This is a genomic window from Variovorax sp. CAN15, assembly GCF_030462475.1.
Lineage (GTDB): Bacteria > Pseudomonadota > Gammaproteobacteria > Burkholderiales > Burkholderiaceae_C > Variovorax.
The window spans coordinates 40437-60217 of sequence record NZ_JASMRZ010000026.1 but is presented as its reverse complement, the minus strand read 5'-3'; the positions used below and the strand labels follow the sequence as shown (position 1 = coordinate 60217).

Annotated in this window: 17 protein-coding genes; 7 read left to right on the top strand and 10 right to left on the bottom strand. The window is 69.1% G+C overall.

The features are described from left to right. Positions 1–48: 48 nt before the first annotated feature. Positions 49–1170: an LLM class flavin-dependent oxidoreductase gene (locus QMO14_RS17770; protein WP_301508739.1), complete on the bottom strand. Its 1122-nt coding sequence runs from the start codon at positions 1168–1170 to the stop codon at positions 49–51. 40 nt (positions 1171–1210) lie between these two features. Then, positions 1211–2224 carry an ABC transporter substrate-binding protein gene (locus tag QMO14_RS17765; protein WP_301508738.1) on the bottom strand — a complete coding sequence of 338 codons (1014 nt, stop codon included), beginning with the start codon at positions 2222–2224 and terminating at the stop codon, positions 1211–1213. 112 nt (positions 2225–2336) lie between these two features. Here QMO14_RS17765 and QMO14_RS17760 point away from each other — a divergent pair, with 112 nt between their 5' ends. From QMO14_RS17760 to QMO14_RS17740, 5 genes are all read left to right on the top strand, one after another. Then, the gene (locus tag QMO14_RS17760; RefSeq protein ID WP_301508737.1) at positions 2337–3584 is read left to right on the top strand and encodes an acyl-CoA dehydrogenase family protein; all 1248 of its coding nucleotides are present in this window, start codon (positions 2337–2339) and stop codon (positions 3582–3584) included. After that, a complete protein-coding gene (locus tag QMO14_RS17755) occupies positions 3581–4561 on the top strand; it encodes an ABC transporter substrate-binding protein (protein ID WP_301508736.1) in 981 nt (326 codons plus the stop codon). The genes QMO14_RS17760 and QMO14_RS17755 overlap by 4 nt, the downstream gene beginning before the upstream one ends. Then, entirely contained in the window at positions 4558–5172 is a 615-nt protein-coding gene (locus tag QMO14_RS17750; RefSeq protein WP_301508735.1) for a cysteine dioxygenase, read from the top strand. The genes QMO14_RS17755 and QMO14_RS17750 overlap by 4 nt, the downstream gene beginning before the upstream one ends. Next, the gene (locus QMO14_RS17745) at positions 5169–6800 is read left to right on the top strand and encodes a rhodanese-related sulfurtransferase (RefSeq protein ID WP_301508734.1); all 1632 of its coding nucleotides are present in this window, start codon (positions 5169–5171) and stop codon (positions 6798–6800) included. The genes QMO14_RS17750 and QMO14_RS17745 overlap by 4 nt, the downstream gene beginning before the upstream one ends. A gap of 139 nt (positions 6801–6939) precedes the next feature. Beyond that, positions 6940–7167 carry a hypothetical protein gene (locus tag QMO14_RS17740; protein ID WP_301508733.1) on the top strand — a complete coding sequence of 76 codons (228 nt, stop codon included), beginning with the start codon at positions 6940–6942 and terminating at the stop codon, positions 7165–7167. A gap of 222 nt (positions 7168–7389) precedes the next feature. Here the strand turns inward: QMO14_RS17740 and QMO14_RS17735 are convergent, their stop codons facing one another. The 6 genes from QMO14_RS17735 to QMO14_RS17710 form a co-directional block, all read right to left on the bottom strand. Beyond that, positions 7390–8856 (bottom strand): DEAD/DEAH box helicase, encoded by a 1467-nt coding sequence (locus QMO14_RS17735; protein ID WP_301508732.1) that lies wholly within the window; start codon positions 8854–8856, stop codon positions 7390–7392. A 131-nt stretch (positions 8857–8987) separates the two neighbouring features. Further along, entirely contained in the window at positions 8988–9872 is an 885-nt protein-coding gene (locus QMO14_RS17730) for a neutral zinc metallopeptidase (RefSeq protein WP_301508731.1), read from the bottom strand. A gap of 99 nt (positions 9873–9971) precedes the next feature. After that, a complete protein-coding gene (gene dcd, locus QMO14_RS17725) occupies positions 9972–10538 on the bottom strand; it encodes a dCTP deaminase (RefSeq protein ID WP_019655140.1) in 567 nt (188 codons plus the stop codon). A gap of 162 nt (positions 10539–10700) precedes the next feature. After that, on the bottom strand, positions 10701–11987 hold the full coding sequence (gene guaD / locus QMO14_RS17720; protein WP_301508730.1) for a guanine deaminase: 1287 nt from the start codon (positions 11985–11987) through the stop codon (positions 10701–10703). Positions 11988–12063: 76 nt separating this feature from the next. Beyond that, the gene (locus QMO14_RS17715) at positions 12064–13050 is read right to left on the bottom strand and encodes a hypothetical protein (RefSeq protein WP_301508729.1); all 987 of its coding nucleotides are present in this window, start codon (positions 13048–13050) and stop codon (positions 12064–12066) included. Further along, a complete protein-coding gene (locus QMO14_RS17710) occupies positions 13047–13652 on the bottom strand; it encodes a short chain dehydrogenase (protein ID WP_301508728.1) in 606 nt (201 codons plus the stop codon). Before QMO14_RS17710 ends, QMO14_RS17715 begins: the two co-directional genes overlap by 4 nt. A 103-nt stretch (positions 13653–13755) precedes the next feature. Here QMO14_RS17710 and QMO14_RS17705 point away from each other — a divergent pair, with 103 nt between their 5' ends. After that, positions 13756–14637 carry a LysR family transcriptional regulator gene (locus QMO14_RS17705; RefSeq protein WP_301508727.1) on the top strand — a complete coding sequence of 294 codons (882 nt, stop codon included), beginning with the start codon at positions 13756–13758 and terminating at the stop codon, positions 14635–14637. 13 nt (positions 14638–14650) lie between these two features. On the opposite strand, the gene QMO14_RS17700 is transcribed toward QMO14_RS17705, so the two are convergent. Next, complete coding sequence (locus QMO14_RS17700; RefSeq protein ID WP_301508726.1) at positions 14651–15751, bottom strand: BMP family ABC transporter substrate-binding protein; 1101 nt, start codon at positions 15749–15751, stop codon at positions 14651–14653. 206 nt (positions 15752–15957) lie between these two features. On the opposite strand from QMO14_RS17700, the gene QMO14_RS17695 reads away from it, so the two are divergent. Beyond that, the gene (locus QMO14_RS17695; protein WP_301508725.1) at positions 15958–17196 is read left to right on the top strand and encodes an MFS transporter; all 1239 of its coding nucleotides are present in this window, start codon (positions 15958–15960) and stop codon (positions 17194–17196) included. 24 nt (positions 17197–17220) lie between these two features. On the opposite strand, the gene QMO14_RS17690 is transcribed toward QMO14_RS17695, so the two are convergent. Continuing rightward, positions 17221–19755 (bottom strand): penicillin acylase family protein, encoded by a 2535-nt coding sequence (locus QMO14_RS17690; RefSeq protein WP_301508724.1) that lies wholly within the window; start codon positions 19753–19755, stop codon positions 17221–17223. Positions 19756–19781: the final 26 nt, after the last annotated feature.

Sequence of the window (19781 nt, the reverse complement as noted above, 5' to 3'; positions counted from 1 at the left end):
CCCCCACCCCTGCCCTCCCCCAGAGGGGGAGGGAGCAATTCATTCAAGTCAGGCAGCCTTGCGGACCGAGGCGGCACGCTGCGCCACCAGCTCGCGCGTGCGCGGGATCAGCTCGCGGCCGTAGTCGAGCGCGTCTTCCAGCGGGTCGAAGCCGCGGATCAGGAAGGTCGTGACGCCGAGGTCGTAGTAGTCGAGCAGCGCGTCGGCCACCTGCTCGGGCGTGCCGACCAGCGCGGTGCTGTTGGAGCGGCCGCCGATCTCCTGCGCCACCGCGGTCCACAGCCGCTTGTCGAGCCGCGAGCCCTTCTCGGCAGCGGCCAGCAGGCGCCTGGCGCCTTCGCTTTGCTGCGGGCCGCCGCGGTTGTAGCCCTGCACCACGCGCAGGCGCCTGGTCTCGGCCAGGATGTTTTCGGCGCGCGCCCATGCGGCCTCTTCGGTATCTGCCAGGATCGGCCGGAACGACACCGAGAAGCGCACGTTGCGCCCGTGCTTCGCCGCCTCGGCGCGCACGCGCGTGGTGAGCTCGCGCGCCTGGTCCAGCGATTCGCCCCACAGTGCGTAAACGTCGGCGTACTTGCCGGCCACCGGAATGGCCGCCTCCGAGGCGCCGCCGAAATACACCGGCACGTGCGGCTTGCCGTTGCGCGTCTGCAGGGGCTTCACTTCGGAAAAAGCGTTCTGGAAGCGGTAGTGGGCGCCTTGGTGGTCGAAGGGCTTCTCGGCGGTCCACACCTTGTGCAGCACTTCGAGGTACTCGTCGGTGCGGGCATAGCGCTGGTCGTGGTCGAGCCAGTCGCCGTCGCGGCGCTGTTCCTCGTCGGAGCCGCCGGAGATGTAGTGCACGCCGAGCCGGCCGCCGCTGAACTGGTCGAGCGAGGCGAACTGCCGCGCGGCCAGCGTGGGCGCGACGAAGCCGGGGCGGTGCGCGAGCATGAAGTGGATGCGCTCGGTCACCGAGGCCGCATAGGCCACGGTGAGGGTGGCGTCGGGGCTGGTCGAGTGGTGCGGCACGAGCACGCGGTCGAAGCCGGCCGTCTCATGGGCCTGCGCGAAGGCGCGCACGTAGTCGCGGTCCAGCGCGGGGCCCTTGGCGGGGTGGATCTCCGAGACCTTCTGGCCCTGGATCATTCCGATGAATTCGACGACGCCGTCTTGCTGTGGCTGGCTCATGGTGCTGTCCTTGTCTGGTTTGTTGGCGGAAAGTGGGTTGTCAGGCGGCGGGCAGGCGCAGCACGTTCTCGAAGCTGCGGTCCCACAGGGGCTTCACGTCGGCCGGGCCGTCGAGCACGCCGATCTTCAGGAAGGTGTCGGCCACGTCCTGGTGGCTGCGCACCACCGCGTCGCTGACGGGGCCCAGGCTGTAGTCGCCGCTGCGGCGGTTGAAGAGCTCGACGATGTCACCGATAGGCACGCGTGTCTCGGCCGACTGGGCGCGGGCGTAGGAGAGGAAGTTGCCGTTGATCCATGCGAAGGAGCGCTGAAGCCGCTGCAGCAGGTCGGCCAGCGCGGCGCGGCGCAACTGGTCGTCCAACGCGCGCGGATTGGCGTAGATCGGGAAGTTGCCCGAGAGATACCCCACGCCTGTCTTGATGACGCGCGCTCCGTACTGGGTGCGCGCGATCTGGCCGTTGTAGCCGTAGATGGCCCAGGCATCGAGATCGCCGCGCGCGAAGGCCGAGAGGCCGTCGGAGGGCGTGAGGCTCACGGCCTGGATGTCATTGAACGACAGGCCCGCCTCGGCCAGCTGCCTGGCCAGGTAGTAGTGGGAGGTGGTGGCGCGCACATAGCCCACGCGCTTGCCCCTGAAGTCGGCGATGCTGCGGATCGGTGCGTCCTTGCGCGCCAGCGTGGCCTGGTTGTTCAGGTCCTCGTGCGTGACGGCCACCAGCTTCACGCCGGACTTCTGCCGCGCCGCGAACACCGGCGGGATCTCGCTGCCCGATCCCAGGTCGAGCGCGTCGCCGTTGATGGCCTCGATATGCAGCACGCCGTTGTTGAGTTCGCGCCAGTCGATCCTGTAGGGCGTGTCGGCCTGGCCCGAAGCGGCGAGCAGCGGCCTCCACAGGCCCTTGTAGGTGCCCACGCGCAGGGTGACGCCCGACAGGTCGCGCGACGCTTCTCGGGAGGGTGAGGCGGCTTGCGTCCAGGCGGCGGAACCGGTGGCGGCCAGCGCCGCGGCGGCCTGCAGCAGGTGGCGCCGGTCCAGGGGAAAGTCTGATTTCATGCACCCCGGACCGTAACCAGCCATCGCGCGGAAGCGAACGCAGAAAAACGAGTTTGCATATGCGGGATGCGTCGTTTTCGCCCGGCAGACGGCCCGCTACCGTGCGGGAACCATGAGTGCACTCCCCTTGCGCCGCCCCCCGGGCGCGCCCGAACATTCCTCCCCCACAGCTCCAGCCACCGTCGATGCCGCCGTCCTGGCGCGCCTCACGGCCCAGTTCGCGGCCACCGCCGCCGACCATGACAGCAGCGGCGCCTTCCCGCGCGAGAACTTCATCGCGCTGCAGGCGCACGGGCTCGTCGGCCTGGTCGCGCCCGCCGAACATGGTGGTGGCGGCGCCACGCTGGCGACGGCGCGCCGCGTGATCTCGGCCGTGGCGCGCGGCGAGCCGGCCACGGCGCTGATCCTCACGATGACCTACCTGCAGCACCATGCGCTGACGCGCTCCGACAGCCGCTGGCCCGCGCACCTGCGCGAACGCGTGGCGCGCGACGCGGCGGAGAGCGGCGCGCTCATCAACGCGCTGCGCGTGGAGCCGGCGCTGGGCTCGCCGGCACGAGGCGGCCTGCCGGGCACGGTCGCGCGGCGTGATGGCGAGGGCGACGGCTGGAAGATCGACGGCCACAAGCTCTACACCACCGGCATCGAAGGCCTGAGCTGGCTTGCCGTATGGGCGCGCACGGACGAGGCGCAGCCGCGCACGGGCGTGTTCCTGGTGCCGCGCAACGCGCCCGGCGTGCGCGTGATCGCGAGCTGGGACCACCTGGGCCTGCGCGCCTCGGGCAGCCACGAAGTGGTGTTCGAGAACGTGGCCATCGACGCCGACCATGCGGTCGACCTGCGCGCGCCGGCCGATTGGGCGCCCGACGCGGGCAGCCAGACCGACATCGACGCCCACGCCACGCAGCAGGCGTGGATGACGGTGCTGCTGGGCAGCCTCTACGACGCCGTGGCGCATGCCGCGCGCGACTGGCTTGTCGGCTTCCTGAACTGCCGCGCGCCCGGCAGCCTCGGCGCGCCGCTGGCCAGCCTGCCGCGCGTGCAGGAGCACGTCGGCGAGATCGAGGCGCTGCTGCGGACCAACCGCGTGCTGCTCGACGACGCCACCGCCGCGGTCGATGGAGGCCATGCGCAGCCGGCCGCCGACAGTGGCCTGCTCAAGTACACGGTAACGGGCAACGCGATCCGCGCGGTCGAGCTCGCCCTGCAGCTGAGCGGCAACCACGGCCTCACGCGGCAGAACCCGCTGGAGCGGCATTACCGCGACGTGCTGTGCAGCCGCATCCACACGCCGCAGAACGACGCGATCCTGGTCGCGGCGGGCAAGCGCGCGCTGCTGTCTTCGGGAGCTGCCGCATGACGTTGCCGCTCTCCCCCAAGGCCACGCGACGCGATTGGCTGAAGCAAGGCGCCGCGCTGTCGCTGGCCGCCGCCGGCTCGCTGCGCGCCTTCGCGCAGCCGCGGACCTCGCTGGTGCTCGGCGACCAGGCCGGCGGCCTGCGCTCGCTGTTCGAGGCCTCGCGCGCACTCGACGGCGCGCCGTTTGCCTACCGTTGGGCCAACTTCCAGGGGGCGGCACCGCTCTTCGAGGCGCAACGCAGCGCGGCGGTAGACACCGCCATGGCCGGCGACCTGCCCGTGCTCGCCGCGGCCGTGGGCAAGACGCCTTTGAAGATCGTCGCCACGCGCGTCGGCAAGGCCGATTCGCTGGGCATCGTGGTGCAGCCCGATTCGCCGCTGCGCAGCGTGGCGGACCTGCGCGGCAAGACGGTGATCGTGTCTTCCGCGCGCGGCAGCATTTCGCAGTACCAGCTCTACGGCGCGCTCGAGGAAGCCGGCGTGAAGCGCGAGGAGGTGACGGTGAAGTTCGTGCTGCCCACCGACGCGGCGGCGGCCTTCGCCTCGAAGCAGATCGACGCCTGGGCCATCTTCGATCCCTACTACACCATCGCCCTGCAGCAAGGCGGGCGCATCCTGCGCGACGGGCGCGGCATCAACACCGCGCTGGGCTTCATCACGGCCACCGAGTCGTCGCTGGCCGATCCGGCCAAACGGGCGGCCATCGTGCAGTTCCTGGACCGGCTCGCACGCGCGGGGGACTGGGCGCTGGCCAATCCCGAGGCCTATGCGCAGGCCTACAGCCAGCTCACGCGGCTGCCCATCGAGTCGTCGCGCATCATCACCGCGCGGGCCTCGGTGGCGGGCCGGCCGGTGAGCGAGGCCGACATCGCAGCGCTGCAGACGGTGGCCGACCGCTCGGCGCGCGACGGCATCCTGTCGGTGCGTGTGGACGTGCGCGCAATCACCGACACTGGGGTCTGGAAACGCCCCGCATGACAACAACCTCCCTGACTCCCCTTCGCGAATTCGTCGGCGCCTTCGGCAGGCTGCTCGACGGCGCACCCGACGAGCCCCGCATCCTCTCAGAGGGCGGCGCGCTGCTGCGCACGCTGGTGTCGCGCGACGACTGGCTGCCCGAGGCCTTCGCGCAGCCAGACCCGACGCGCTACCAGCAGTTTCTGCTGCACGCGGACAGCACCGAGCGCTTCTCGGTCGTGAGCTTCGTGTGGGGGCCTGGGCAGGCCACGCCGGTGCACGATCACACGGTGTGGGGGCTGATCGGCATGCTGCGCGGCGCGGAGTACAGCCAGGGCTACGCGCTCGGCGCCGACGGGCTCGCGCAGCCGCATGGCGAGGCGGTGCGGCTCGACCCCGGCCAGGTGGAGGCGGTGTCGCCCACCGTCGGCGACCTGCACCGCGTGCACAACGCGCATGCCGACCGGGTGTCGATCAGCATCCACGTGTACGGCGCGAACATCGGCGCCGTGCGGCGGCATACTTACCCGGCGGAGGGCGGCCGCAAGCCCTTCGTCTCCGGATACTCCAACACGCTGCTGCCCAACCTGTGGGACCGCAGCGCAGAACTCAGAGCCTCGACAGACGCATGACGACAACCACAGCCACCAGCTTTCCCGTTCTTTCCTTCGCCGCGGTGCGCGAGCGGCTCATCGCCCGCGACGAGACCGCGCTGCTCGACGTGCGCGAGGAAGACCCGTTCGCGCAGGAACACCCGCTGTGGGCTGCCAACCTGCCGCTGTCGCGCATCGAGATCGAAGCCTGGCGGCGCATTCCGCGGCGCGACACGCTCATCGTGCTGTACGGCGAGCACGGCGGCACCGACCTCGCGCCGCAGGCCGCGCGCACCTTCGCCGCGCTGGGCTACACGAATGTGCATCTGCTCGAAGGCGGCCTCGAAGGCTGGCGCCGGGCAGGCGGCGAGCTGTTCCGCGACGTGAACGTGCCCAGCAAGTCCTTCGGCGAGCTGGTCGAGCACGAGCGGCACACGCCCTCGCTCTCCGCGCCCGAGGTGAAGGCGCTGATCGACGCGAAGGCCGACGTGGTGGTGCTCGACGCGCGCCGCTTCGACGAATACCAGACGATGAGCATTCCCTCGGCCACCAGCGTGCCGGGCGCGGAGCTGGTGCTGCGCGTGCGCGAACTGGCGCCCGATCCGGCGACGCGGGTGATCGTGAATTGCGCGGGCCGCACGCGCAGCATCATCGGCACGCAGTCGCTGGTGAATGCGGGCATTCCGAACCCGGTAGCCGCGCTGCGCAATGGAACCATCGGCTGGAAACTGGCGGGGCAGGTGCTGGATCATGGCGCGGACAGGCAGGCGCCTGTTGCCGTGTCCGAGGCGCACCGCGCGCAGGCGCAGGCCGATGCGCGGCGCGTGGCGGACAAGGCCGGCGTGCATCGCATCGCGCTGGATGCACTGCAGACGCTGGAAGCGCCCGGACGCACCGTCTATCGCTTCGACGTGCGCACGCCCGAGGAATACGCGGCGGGCCACCTGCCCGGCTTCGCCAGCGCGCCCGGCGGGCAGCTGGTGCAGGAAACCGATCACCAGGTGCCGGTGCGCGGCGCGCGCATCGTGCTGGCGGATGACGACGGCGTGCGAGCGTCGATGAGTGCTTCGTGGCTTGCGCAGATGGGTTGGGAGGCCTACGTGCTGGATGTGGTGCCTGCGGCGGCCGACCTCACCGAGACGGCGGCACCTGCAAGCGCGTATCCGCCGGTTGCAGTCGCGGTGAACGAGATCGCGCCGGCAGAGCTGGCCGTACTGCTGAAACAGCCCGGCACCGCGGTGATCGACGTGACGACCAGCGCCAACCATGTGAAGCGCCACATTCCGGGCGCCTGGTACGCGATCCGCGCGCAGCTGCCGCAGGCGATCGACACCGCCATCCCGTCCTCGTCCCGTTACGTGCTGACTTGCGGCAGCAGCCTGCTTGCCCGCTACGCAGCAGCCGACCTGCGTGCGCTGCTCGACGCACGCGGCCAGCGCGACGCCGAAGTCCTGGTGCTGGCCGGTGGCAACACGGCATGGTTCGCAGCGGGCCTGGATCAGGAAAGCGGCGAGACGCGGCTTGCGACCGCGCGCACCGATCGCTATCGCCGTCCGTACGAAGGCACCGACGCTCCCGCCGAGGCGATGCAGGCTTACCTGGATTGGGAATACGGCCTTGTCGCGCAGCTGGAGCGCGATGGAACGCACCACTTCAAGGTGATCTGAGGATCCGGCAAGCGAAAGCCCTCTGAAAGGAAAGCGACACGCTGGTCACAGTGTGTAGCCCGGGTAAAGGCCGTCATCCGGCGGTACCGGACGACGTTGGAGGTTCACACCGACAACAACTCGTTCCAGGAGCTTCGCCATGAGATTCCCAGTTCTTGCCCTGTCCGCTGCCGCGCTGGCAGCCTTGCTCACCGGCTGCGTGGTCGCGCCCGCCGCCCCTGGCCCCGTGTATGCGGCGCCTCCTGGCGTGGCCTATGTGGCGCCTACGTATGTGTCGCCGGGCGTCGGCTTCGTGTGGGCGTATCACCCGCGCTATGGCTGGGGCTGGCACCACCCGCAATACGGCTGGCATCGCGGCTGGAGGTAGGACGCCCCCAAGGCTGCGCGCACTTCGCGTCGCTTCGCCAACTCCCTTCCGGGGGCAACACCTGAGGCCCGGAGTCCGGGGCTCACCCCCAGGCTGCGCGCACTTCGTGTCGCGCGCGCCAACCCCCTTCCGGGGGCAACACCTGAGGCCCGGCAAAGCCGGTTCCTCGGTGTTTCGCGAAGGGGGATCATGAGTTGAGACCCGGCAGGGCCTCGATTCGACTCAGCTCGGCTCGGCGCTCTTGAACAGGGCCGCGACCTTGCGCTTGGGCTTGATGTTGCTGGAGATGCCGCGTCCGGGCGCTGCGGCCTTGGCGGCGGCTTCCCATGCGGGCGTCGCGTCGGGCTGGCCCGGCTCGTAGGGCTTGTCGAAGAACGGGTCGCGCGGCGCGGCGGGCGCGCGATGCGGGCGTCCGCCGCCGCCACGGCGGGCGTCGGCGTCACGGCGTTCGCGCGGCTGGTCGAGCACATCGCGTGCGTCGCCGGCTTCGCCTTCCTCGCGCCAGTGGCGGCGTCCGTCGTTGATGCGGCCGCGCGGGCGGTCTTCCTCGAATTCGACGGGCTCGAGTTCGATCTTCTTCTTGATCAGCTTCTCGATGTCGGCCACCAGACGCGCGTCGTTGCCGCCGCTGGCGAAGCTCACGGCCAGGCCCGAGGCGCCGGCGCGGCCCGTGCGGCCGATGCGGTGCACGTAGTCTTCGGCGTTGAAGGGGATGTCGAAGTTGAAGACGGCGGGAACGTCCTTGATGTCGAGGCCGCGGGCCGCGACGTCGGTGCACACCAGCAGGTCAACCTCGCCGGCCTTGAAGGCCGCGAGCGCCTTCAGGCGTTCGTCCTGGCTCTTGTCGCCGTGCAGCGCCGAAGTGCGAAGACCATCGCGCTCCAGCGAACGCGCGAGCCGCGCGCAGCCCAGCTTGCTGTTGACGAACACGAAGGCCTGTGTGATGCCACGCTGGCGCACGATCTGCCTGAGCGCACGGCGCTTGTCGTCGTCGATCACGCTGTAGAAATGCTGCTCGACGGTGGAAGCCGTTTCGTTCGGCCGCGCCACTTCGATGGTGACCGGGTTCTGCAGGTAGCTGCCGGCCAGCCGCTTGATTTCGGGCGAGAAGGTGGCGGAGAACAGCAGCGTGGTGCGCTGCTTGGGCAGGTAGCTCAGGATGCGCTGCAGGTCGGGCAGGAAGCCGATGTCGAGCATGCGGTCGGCCTCGTCGAGCACCACGTATTCGACCTGGTTGAGCACCGCGTTCTTGGCTTCGATGTGATCGAGCAACCGGCCCGGCGTGGCCACCAGCACTTCGACGCCCTTCTTCAGTTCCAGCGTCTGCGGCTTCATGTCGATGCCGCCGAACACCACCGTGCTGCGCAGGTTGGTGTACTTGGCATACAGCTTGATCTGCTGCGCAACCTGGTCGGCCAGTTCGCGCGTGGGCAACAGCACCAGGGCCCGGACCGGATGCCGCGCGGGCGAGGTCGAGGCGTTTTCATGCTTGAGCATGCGCTGCAGCAGCGGGAGCGAGAAAGCAGCCGTCTTGCCAGTGCCGGTCTGGGCGGCGCCCATCACGTCCTGGCCCGAAAGCACGACCGGAATGGCCTGCTCCTGGATCGGTGTCATGGTCTCGTAGCCCATTTCGGCCACGGCGCGCGCCAGCGGTTCAGCCAGCATCAGATTGGAGAAGGAGCTTGTCATTGAGCCCTCTATTGTCGCATTGCCGCAAAAAACGGCAGTGACTGCGCCGTGACAACGCCCGCGCCAGCCAAGTTGCTATTTATTCAATAGCAATCAAGCCAGCCTTCATGCGCCTTTGACGCCATCGCCGCTCAGAGGCTGCGGGCGTTGAAGGTGTCGCAGGCCTTGATGTCGCCGCTTTGATAGCCCGCGCCGAACCAGCGCTGGCGCTGCGCGCTGGAGCCGTGGGTGAAGCTGTCGGGCACCACCGCGCGGCCCGCGGAACGCTGCAGCGCGTCGTCGCCGATCTTCTGCGCGGCGTTCATCGCCGACTCGATGTCGCCCGGATCGAGCCACTTCTTCGACTCCTGCGAATGGTGAGCCCAAACGCCCGCGAAGCAGTCCGCCTGCAGTTCGACTCGCACGCTCATGGCATTGTTCTGTGTCTGGCTCAGGCGATTGCGCATGCCGTCGACCTTGGCGGTGATGCCAAGTTCGTCCTGCACATGGTGGCCGACCTCGTGCGCGATGACGTAGGCCTGCGCGAACTCGCCCGGCGCGCCGAGCTGGTTCTTCAGCGTGTCGTAAAAGCCGAGGTCGATGTAGACCTTCTGGTCGCCCGGGCAGTAGAAGGGGCCCATGGCCGACTGGCCGGTGCCGCAGGCCGTAGGCGTCGCGTTGCGGAACAGCACGAGCCGCGGCGGATGGTAAGTGCCGCCGTTCTGGCGGAAGATGTCCGTCCAGACCACTTCGGTGTTCTTGAGCACGGTGGAAACGAATGCCGCCTCACGGTCGCCCGATGGCGGCTTGGGCGCTGGCCCCTGCTGCTGTTGCACCTGGGCCGGCCCGCCGCCACCGCTGAGCAGGCTCAGCACCGTGAGCGGATTGATGCCGAAGACCCAGCCCGCGATCAGCGCGACCGCGATGGTCCCGATGCCGATGCCCCGGCCGCCGATGAAGCCGCCTCCGCCGCCGCCGCCACCTTCACCGCGGCGGTCCTCGACGTTGTCCGATTGTTCGTTGCCTTCCCATCTCATCGCGCTCTCCTTACCGGCCTTTTGCAGGAGTGATTGCCGGTGACCGCAGGATGGTACTTCGGGTGCGGCGCACCCGTGTAAGCGCTTATGCCGGGGTGATCAGGTCTTCGGCAGGGTCACGCCGCGCTGGCCCTGGTACTTGCCGCCGCGGTCCTTGTAGCTGGTCTCGCAGACCTCGTCGCTCTCGAAGAACAGCACCTGCGCGCAACCCTCGCCCGCATAGATCTTCGCGGGCAGCGGCGTGGTGTTGCTGAACTCGAGCGTCACGTAGCCTTCCCATTCGGGCTCGAAGGGGGTCACGTTGACGATGATGCCGCAGCGCGCATAGGTGCTCTTGCCCAGGCAGATGGTCAGCACGTTGCGCGGGATGCGGAAGTACTCGACGGTGCGCGCCAGCGCGAAACTGTTGGGCGGGATGATGCAGTAGTCGCCGTGCATGTCGACGAAGCTCTTCTCGTCGAAGTTCTTCGGGTCGACCACGGTGCTGTGGATGTTGGTGAAGACCTTGAATTCAGGCGCGCACCGGATGTCGTAGCCGTAGCTCGAGGTGCCGTAGCTGATGATCTTGTGGCCGGAGGCCTCGCGCACCTGGCCGGGCTCGAAAGGCTCGATCATGCCGTGCTGCTCGGCCATGCGCCGGATCCATTTGTCGCTCTTGATAGACATTGAAAACACCCCAGTCTTCGCGCACTTCGTGTCGCTACGCCAACCCCTCAAGGGGCAACACCAGCGGCCCGGCAAAGCCGGTTCCGCGGTGTTCCTGGAAAAGGTTTCGCCGCGCTCGCTGGGTCGGCGATTGTGGCATGGGCGGGTTCGCCCTCTCAGGCCTCAGCCAGCCTGCGAAATCACCGTGCGCTCGACCAGCCGGTCGTCGCCCAGCACGATCATCGCGAAGAGCATTTCCTCCAGCGAGTCCGCCTGCTTCGTCTTGCGCGCCAGCATTGGCGTGGCCGCCGGATTGAGCACCAGGAAGTCGGCTTCGCAGCCCGGCTGCAGGTTGCCGATCACGCCGTCGAGCCCCAGCGCGCGCGCCGCGCCGCCGGTGTGGCGCCACCAGAGCTCCGACGGGGCGATGCTCAGGCCGGTCTTGGTCTGCCCTTCGCGGCCGACGTAGTAGGCGGCCATCATGGTGTGGAAGGGGCTGAAGCTGGTGCCGCCGCCCACGTCGCTGGCCAGGCCGTAGGGATAGCCCACGCGATCGGCCGCACCGAAGTCGAAGAAGCCGCTGCCCAGGAACAGGTTGCTGGTCGGGCTCACGGCGGCCGCCGTCCTGGTCTCGCGCAGCAGGGCGCGGTCGGCCTCGTCGAGGTAGATGCAGTGGGCGTACACGGCCCGCTCGCGCATCAGGCCGAAGCCTGCATACACGTCGAGGTACGAGCGCGCCTTCGGGTACAGCTCGCGCACCCAGCTCACCTCGTCGCGGTTCTCCGCCACATGCGACTGGATCCAGGTGTCGGCGTACTTCGCGGCCAGCTCGCCCGCGCCGCGCATCTGGGCGTCCGTGCTCGCGGGCGCGAAACGCGGGGTGATGGCGTAGCCCAGCCGGCCGACGTTGTGCCACTTGCGGATCAGCGCCTCGGTATCGACCAGGCTCTGCTCGGTCTGGTCGCGCACGCCGTCGGGCGAGTTGCGGTCCTGCAGCACCTTGCCGGTGATCATGCGCATGCCGCGGCGCTGCGCGCCCCCGAAGAGCGCGTCGACCGAGGCCACATGCGAGGTCGCGAAGGTCAGCGAGGTGGTGACGCCGTTGCGCAGCAGCTCGTCGAGGAAGAACTGCGCCACTTCGTTCGAATGCGCGGGGTCGGCAAACTTGCTCTCCGCGGGAAAGGTGTAGTTTTCGAGCCAGGGCAGCAGGCCCGGCGCGGGCGAACCGATGATGTCGGTCTGCGGATAGTGGATGTGCATGTCCACGAAGCCCGGCGCGAGGATGCGCCCCGGCAGATGGGTCGTGTGAGCGCCGGGATGGCGCCCGGCGACGTCGGCATGGCTGCCGGCATCGAGCACCCGCTGGCGGCCGGTGGCGTCGGGGGCGACGACCAGCAGGCCGTCCTCGTCGAAAACGGGCTGGCCGGCGGCGTCGAAGCGCAGGAGGGAGGCGCGGTAGGCTTTTTTCATCGTGGTTGCGGAGGGTAATCCAGCGCCGCCCCACCGCAATTTCCATGGGCATATGAGTGCTATATGCCCAACGCACTCAACGCGACGGCAGCGCGTGCGACTGGATATCGAAGGGCACGCCCGTCGGCACCGGTCCGTCGCCGTCCTTGCGCTTTGTCAGCAGCGAATACTTCGACTCGATGAAGTAGACGCGATCGCCCAGCACCGCACCGGAAGACGGGTCGTTGAGCCCCGTCACCACGGTCTGCAGGCCGAGCTTCGTGCCTTCGACGCTCGCCACGGTGATCTGGCCACCGTAGGGCCCTTCGCCGAAGGCATTGCTCTCGAACAGCACGAGCCGGCCCGGCTTCCAGGCGCGGATCGCGTCGACGTTCTTCAGCACGCGCGGCGCCTCGATGCGCACGACCTCGCCAGCCTGGCCGTCGGCGCCCAGCCCGATGCGCAGCACGTAGGAAGCCGCAGCCACCAGGCTCACGTAGACGTCGCGCCCGCGGTCGATGGCAATTCCGTTCAGGCCCTTGTAGGGCCCCGGGCCGGCCAGCGCCGGGTCTTCCTTCCACACCGCGAGCGCTGCGGCGCCCGGTGCGAGCTTGAGCACGCGCGGGTGGTAGGAGTCGGTCACGTAGAGATTGCCGCGTGTGTCCTGCGCGAGGTCGTTGCAGTAGCCGCCGTCCGGCATCGCATAGCTCGCGCGCGGCGCGCCCGTGGCCAGGTCGTAGCGCTTGAGCGCGCTCGGCGTCGACGGCACGGTGGTGAAGCCGATGTTGCCCGAGCAGACCCAGAGAGCCCCACGCTTCGCATCCACCAGCACGCCCTGCCCGTTCGCCAGGCCGTTGGCGCCGGGCTTGACCAGCACCTGGGCCTTCGGCGCGGCGCCCGGCTTCAAGCGCGCGACCGCGCCCTGCCGCCAGCTGCCGACGTAGAACGCGCCGTCCGGCCCGATGGCGATGCTTTCCGGATACCAGTCTTCAGGCAGCGCCTGCACCACGGGCGGCGCCGCAATGGCCGCCGTCGCCGCGAGCGCGAGCAGCGCGCCCGCCAGCCGTGCATGCCCGCTCCTCATTGCCACACGCGAAACACGCGCCCCGTCAGCGGACCTTCGACGCTGCGCACGTAAGCCAGCGCCACGCGCGCGGCCGGCACGGTCTCGACGCCCGGAAAGAGCGCGCCATACGCCGCCACCGACTCGGTCAGCAGCGTCGGGCTCACCGCGTTGATGCGCAGGCCGCGCGCCAGCTCGATCGCCGCGCCCTTCACGAAGCCCTCGACCGCCGCATTCACGGCGGCCGCATTGCCTCCGCCGCGAACCGGATCGTCGGCCGCGACGCCCGTGGTCAGCGTGATCGAGCCGCCATCGCGCAGCACGTGCTGGCCGAGCAGCGCGAGCCGGACCTGGCCCAGCAGCTTGTCCTGCAGGCCGACATTGAAGTTCGCCGGCGTCATCTCTGCCAGCGGCCCGAAGAACAGGCCACCGGCCGTCGAGACGATCGCATCGACGCGCCCCACGGCCGCATACAGCGCCTCGACGCTGGCATCGCTGGTGATGTCGACCTGCCGGTCGCCGCGCGTGCGGCCCGCGCGGATCACCTCGTGACCCCGCTGCGCCAGTACCTGCGCCACCGCGCCGCCAACCGCGCCCGTCGCGCCCACAACAAGAACCTTCATGGAAACCTCGCCAAAGTGAGTCAACAAGCAGCGATTCTTTTGCGAACCATCGATTCGATAAATTGGCTATCAGTTAGGAAATTCGAAACTGATAATTCGCAATATGGACAAACTCCGAGCCATGGAAGTCTTCGTCGCCACGGTGGACGCAGGCAGCTTCGCCGCCGCCGCGCAGGCGCTCGACCTCTCGGCCGTGATGGTCGGCAAGCACATCCGCGCGCTCGAAGACCAGCTCGGCGCCCGCTTGCTGGAACGCACCACGCGCCGCCACGCGCTCACCGAAATCGGCGCCGCGTATCTCGAACGCTGCCGCGACGTGCTGGCCAGCGTGCACACCGCCGACGGCGTGGCCGAGTCGCTGCGCGCCATGCCTCAGGGCGTGCTCCGAGTCACCGCGCCCGTGGCCTACGGCGCGCACCGGCTCACGCCGGTGATCGGCGAATACATCGCCGCCTATCCGCAGGTGAAGGTGGAGCTGAACCTCAACGACCGCGTGGTCGACCTGGCCGAGGAAGGCTTCGACTGCGGCATCCGCTCGGGTGCGGCGGTCGACGAGCGGCTCATCGCAAGGCCGCTCGCGCTGGCGCGCATGTACGCCGTGGCCAGCCCCGCCTGGGTCGCGCGCCACGGGCAGCCGAAGCACCCGGGCGAGCTCGAAGCCTTCCCGCTGCTCGGCTTCGCGGCCTGGGGCCCGGACCATTCCTGGCGCTTCACGCGCGAGGGCAAGACGGTGCACGTGCCCGTGCGCGGCCCGCTCACCACCAACAACGGCCAGGCCCTGCTGGCCGCCGCCATGGCCGGCGTGGGCGTGATCGTGCAGGCCGACGCCCTGCTCGCCCCCGCCCTCGCATCGGGCCAGGTGGTGCAACTGCTGCCCGACTGGGAACTGCCCACGCGGCCGGTACACATCATGCGGCTGCCGGAAGCGCGGCCCAGCGCGAAGCTGCGGACCTTCGTGGATTTCGTGGTGGAGCGGCTCGGCTAGGGACTGCCGACGCTCAGCGCCCCACCCGCCCCTGCGCGCCCTCCACGAGCCAGTTCATCGCCAGGATCTGCTCGTCGCTCAACTGCGCGCCCTTTGCGATAACGACACGGCCTTCGTTGTCGCGCACATCGGCCGCAACCGCACGGAAGGGCTGCAGCTTGCCCGCCGCGATGTCCTTCTGCCGCGCCAGCACCTCGTCCTGCACGGCCTTGGGCACCTTGGTGCCGAAGTCGCCGACGCGGATCATTCCTTCCTTCACGCCGCCCCAGAGGTTGCCGCTCTTCCAGCTGCCGTCGAGCACGGCCTTCGCGCGCTGCGTGTAGTAGCCGCCCCACTGGTGCGTGACGGCGACGACCTGCGCGTCGGGCGCGATCTTGCGCATGTCGGAGTGGTACGCGATGGCCAGCTTGCCGCGCTCCTGTGCCGCCGCCATCACGGCGGTGGAGCCGGTGTGGAATGCAACCACGTCGGCGTTCTGGTTGAACAGCGCCATGGCCGCGTCGCGCTCCTTCGGCGGATCGAACCATTCGTTGAGCCACACCACGCGCACCTGCGCGGAAGGGTTCACCGAGCGCATGCCGAGCGTGAAGGCGTTGATGCCCTGCAGCACCTCCGGAATCGGAAAGCCCGCGACGTAGCCGGCCACGTTGGTCTTCGTCATGCGCCCCGCCGCGATGCCTGCCAGGTAGCGGCCTTCGTAGTAGCGCGCATTGGCGGTCGCCACGTTGGGCGCGGTCTTGTAGCCGGTGATCGACTCGAACCTCACGTCGGGGAAGTCCTTCGCCACCTTCATCGTCGGCTCCATGTAGCCGAAGCTCGGCGTGAAGATGAGCTTGTTGCCCTGCTGCGCGAGGTCGCGGATCACGCGCTCCGCATCGGCGCCCTCGGCCACGTTCTCGACGTAGGTGGTCCTGACCTTCGCGCCCAGCGCCGCCTCGACGGCCTTGCGGCCTTCCTCGTGCTGGCGCACCCAGCCCGCATCCGTGACGGGCGTGACGTAGACGAAGCCGATCTTCAGCGGCTCTTTCGGCGACTGCGTTTGCGAGAAGGCGGGAGATAGAAAGCACGCGGCGGCCAGCGCCAGAACGGCGCGGCCCGCGAGGTTTTTGTACATGGTGTTCCTCTACATGGCCCCGGAAAAGCAAAACTCCGCAGCAGGCCGAGACGCCCTGCTGCGGGGTCGAGATTTTAGTGCGGGGCCCTTGCCCCTGAGCAGCCCGGGAGAAGCCTGGCACCTCCCAACCTTCCCGCGCGCGATGGGTGCCGCCTCCAATCGGCAAGCGCCAGCCCGCGCACGGCATCCCACAATGGGCGCTCCCCATGACGTACTCCACGACAACCAGCGCCCCATCCGCCGGGCAGGGTGCCAGCATCCACTGGCAGCGCAACCTCGCCGTCTGCATGTTCGGCTCGTTCACCACCATCATCGCGATGACGCTGCTGCTGCCCTTCCTGCCGCTGTACGTCGAGCAGCTCGGCGTGAAGGACCACGCGGCGATCGTGCAGTGGTCGGGCGCGGCGTACGGCGCCACCTTCCTGAGCGCCGCGCTGGTGGCGCCGCTGTGGGGCCGGCTGGCCGACCGCTACGGGCGCAAGCCGATGCTGATCCGTGCGAGCCTGGGCATGGCGGTGGCGATGGCGCTGATCGGCGTCGCCGGCAACGTCTGGCAGCTCGTGGGACTGCGGCTGCTGGCGGGGCTGCTGGGCGGCTACGCCTCGGGCTCGATGGTGCTGGTGGCCACGCAGACGCCCAAGGACCGCACCGGCTGGGCGCTGGGCACGATGTCGTCGGCCATCATGGCGGGCAATCTCGTGGGGCCGCTGGTCGGTGGCGTGCTGCCGCCGCTGATCGGCATCCGCGCCACCTTTTTCGCGGCGGGCGCGATCATCTTCGTGGCCTTTCTCGCGACGGCCTTCCTGATCCGCGAGGAGCGCAAGGCGCCTGCCGCGCGCAAGCAAGGCAGCGGCAGCTCCGAGCAGACCGGCTGGGCCGCCGTGCCCGACAAGCGCCCTCTCGTCGCGATGCTCTTCACCGGCATGCTGCTGATGCTGGCGAACATGTCGATCGAGCCGATCATCACCGTCTATGTCGCCACGCTGGTGGAAGACCCGGACCGCGTGACGATGATGGCCGGCCTCGTGATGTCGGCGGCTGCGCTGGGCAGCATTCTCTCGGCCTCGCGGCTGGGCAGGCTGGCCGACCGCGTGGGGCACTGGAACGTGATCGTGGGCTGCCTCGCGGTGTCGGCGCTGCTGCTGGTGCCGCAGGCTTTCGTCACCTCGGGCTGGCAGCTGGTGGTGCTGCGCTTCCTGATGGGGTTGTCGCTCGGCGGGCTGCTGCCGTGCATCGCGAGCGTGATCCGCCACAACGTGCCCGAGCGCGTGGCCGGCAACATGCTGGGCTATTCGACCTCGGCGCAGTACACCGGCCAGGTCGCGGGGCCGCTGCTGGGCGGCTTCGTGGGCGGGCACATCGGCATGCGCGCCGTGTTCCTCGGCACCTGCGTGCTGATGGCCGCGGGTGCCGCGTGGAACTGGCTGGCGAAGCGCCGCCGCTGAGGCAACGCCACGCCAGGGACGGCTTCACTCGCCGATGGTCACGCTCTTGTACGAGGCATCGGCCTTGATCTCCGACTCCGAGAACGGCACCCTGAGCCACTTGCCCTCGCTGTAGGCGCGGGTGTAGTCGCCGTTGTGCGCCGAGGCCGGATCGTCCGAGAGCGAGAAAGTCAGAAAGGTGTGGGCCTCCACGCCGCCGTCGGGGAACCGCACGACCTGCATGTAGCTGTTGCCGTTCGGGTTGCCGTCCATGGTGTAGCCGCCCTTGTCCAGGCGGTTCTCCGAGCAGCTGATCGTGAAGTAGCCCGGAGCGCCGCAGCCGCCGTACAGCGGAATCTTCTTGCCGCCGCGCGTGGCGAACAGGTAGTCGCCGCGTGCTGCATCCACCGCGTAGCCACTGGCCTGCACGCGCGCCACGGCCGCACCGAAGGCTTCGCGCAGCTTCGTGGCGGCCGCGGCGTTCAGGCCGCGCGGCGTGCGGATCGGGTCTGCCGGATCGAACGGCACGGTGTAGAGCGAGGCGGCCGGAATCTGCGAAGCGCGGCTCCAGAACTCGTCCCAAAGGTGCGCGCCTTTCGCGCCGGTCACGCCCGTGCCGTCCCATGCCGTGAGTGCGGTGCAGGCTGCGCTCACGTCGACGCTCGGGCCGATCGCCTCGGTGGTCAGCGGGTCGCTGGAGACGGCGATGGGCGTGCCGTCGCACACGATCGGCAGCACGTCGGCCCTGAACAGTTCGGCCGTCAGCACACGGCTGTCGAGCACCATGCGCTTGACGCTGTCGGGCGTCGCGCCCTTCGCGCCATAGCTGTCGGAGCCGTCGATGCGCCCCTGCGCCAGCACGTTGCCCATGCGGGTGCGGAAGCTCACGGGGTCGGAGCCGGCCGGGCCCATGATGGCCGGGAAGCCGGTCATCGGTGCCTTCGGGTTGGCGAGCCAGTAGCTGTCGTTCATGTTCGCCACGTAGTCGTCGCGCTGCAGGCTGGGCATGCGCGATGCGCCGATGGCGCCCTTCTGCGCCGAGTCGGCGTCGGTCTGCCAGTCGCAGGCGCTGCGCGAGCCGTCGAACACCGGCACTCGCGGCAGGGTCGCCTGCATCGACGCGCCCGCCGGCGTGGTGCAGTCGGTCACCTGCGCGGGCGACACATTGGGCACGGCGCCGATGTCGGCGTACCAGGCCTTGGCGCTGCCACGGCCCACGGCCACGGTGTTGACCCAGGGAATCGCGGTTTCCTCGCGCTGGATGGCGATGAACTCGTCGAGCGACTTCGCCTGGTTCCAGCGCAGCCAGTTGCGGAAGGTTCGGTAGTTCTCGCCGTTGATGTCGCGGATGGCGAAAGCCGTCGTCTGGCTCCAGGCCAGTGCCGAGTTCATCGGCGCCAGGTTGACCATCGGACCGTACTCGCTCTTGTAGAGCGTGCGCGTGACCTGCGTCATCGCGCCATCGACGCCCTTCACCTTCACGGTAATGGTGGAGGGCTGCATCTTCACGGCGACGCCGTCGCGCATGTAGCTGGTCGTGTCGCCCGCCGCCAGCTTCAGCTGGAAGAAGCCGAAACGCCGCGCGGTCGACACGGTGTGGCTCCACGCGATGTTGTCGTTGAAGCCGATGAGGATCACCGGAATGCCGAGGAACGAAGTGCCGCTGATGTTCAGTTCGCCCGGAATGGTGAGCTGCGCCTGGTAGAAGCGGTCGGGCCCGCGCCAGTACCAGTGCGGGTTGCCGAAGAGCAGCGGGCTCGAATCGCCGGTGGCGGCGGTGCCGAAGCCGATCATGTTGCTGCCCACGCCCTCATGGCCGCCCACCTGCAGCTCGGGCTCCTCGATCTTCAGTGCCGCCATCCGTATCGCCGCCTTCCTGTGGACGGGGCGGTGCGCCGACACCTTGGTGGGCGCCACCACCGCAGGCGCCGTCGCGTTGGCGATGTTCGCGAGGAAGTTGCTGTAGCCGCCCGCGAGGTTGGCCGCGTACATGCGGCGGTAGATGTCGTCGGTGGTGATCGGCTGCACCCACGCCTCGTTGCGGCAGGCGGCGTGCGCCGCGCCGCCGGCCTTCACATCGCGCACGTAGCGGTTGTAGCCGGCCGCGAAGCCCACGACCAGCTTCTTCAGGTTGTCGGGCTGCGCGTCGATCATCTTCTGCAGCACGTCGGCCGAGATCACGTGCCGGTGGAAGAAGTCGGAGTCGATGTTCTTCGGCAGCCCGATGGTGCTGCTGGCCAGCAGCTTCGCGTCGGCACCGAAGTACTGCGAGCGCTCTCCGCGGTAGGTAAGGAACGAGTCGGCCATGGTGCACAGGTTGTCCTCCGCCTGCGCGTAGCCGTAGCCGTAGCCCACGCCGGGCCAGTTGTCGGCCTTGATGTGCGGCACGCCCATCGACGTGCGGCGGATCTCGGCCTTGTAGGTGGCCTCGGCCGGCGGATTCGTCGGCGTGGACGGCGAGGAAGGGAAGAACACGAAGCCGTTGCCTCCTCCGCCACCGCCTCCGCAGGCGGTGAGCGTGGCGGCGGCGAGCGCGAGCAACGACGGCGGCACGACGCCGCGACGGATCGAAAGTCTCATGAGGTCTCCAGTTGATGCTGATGCTC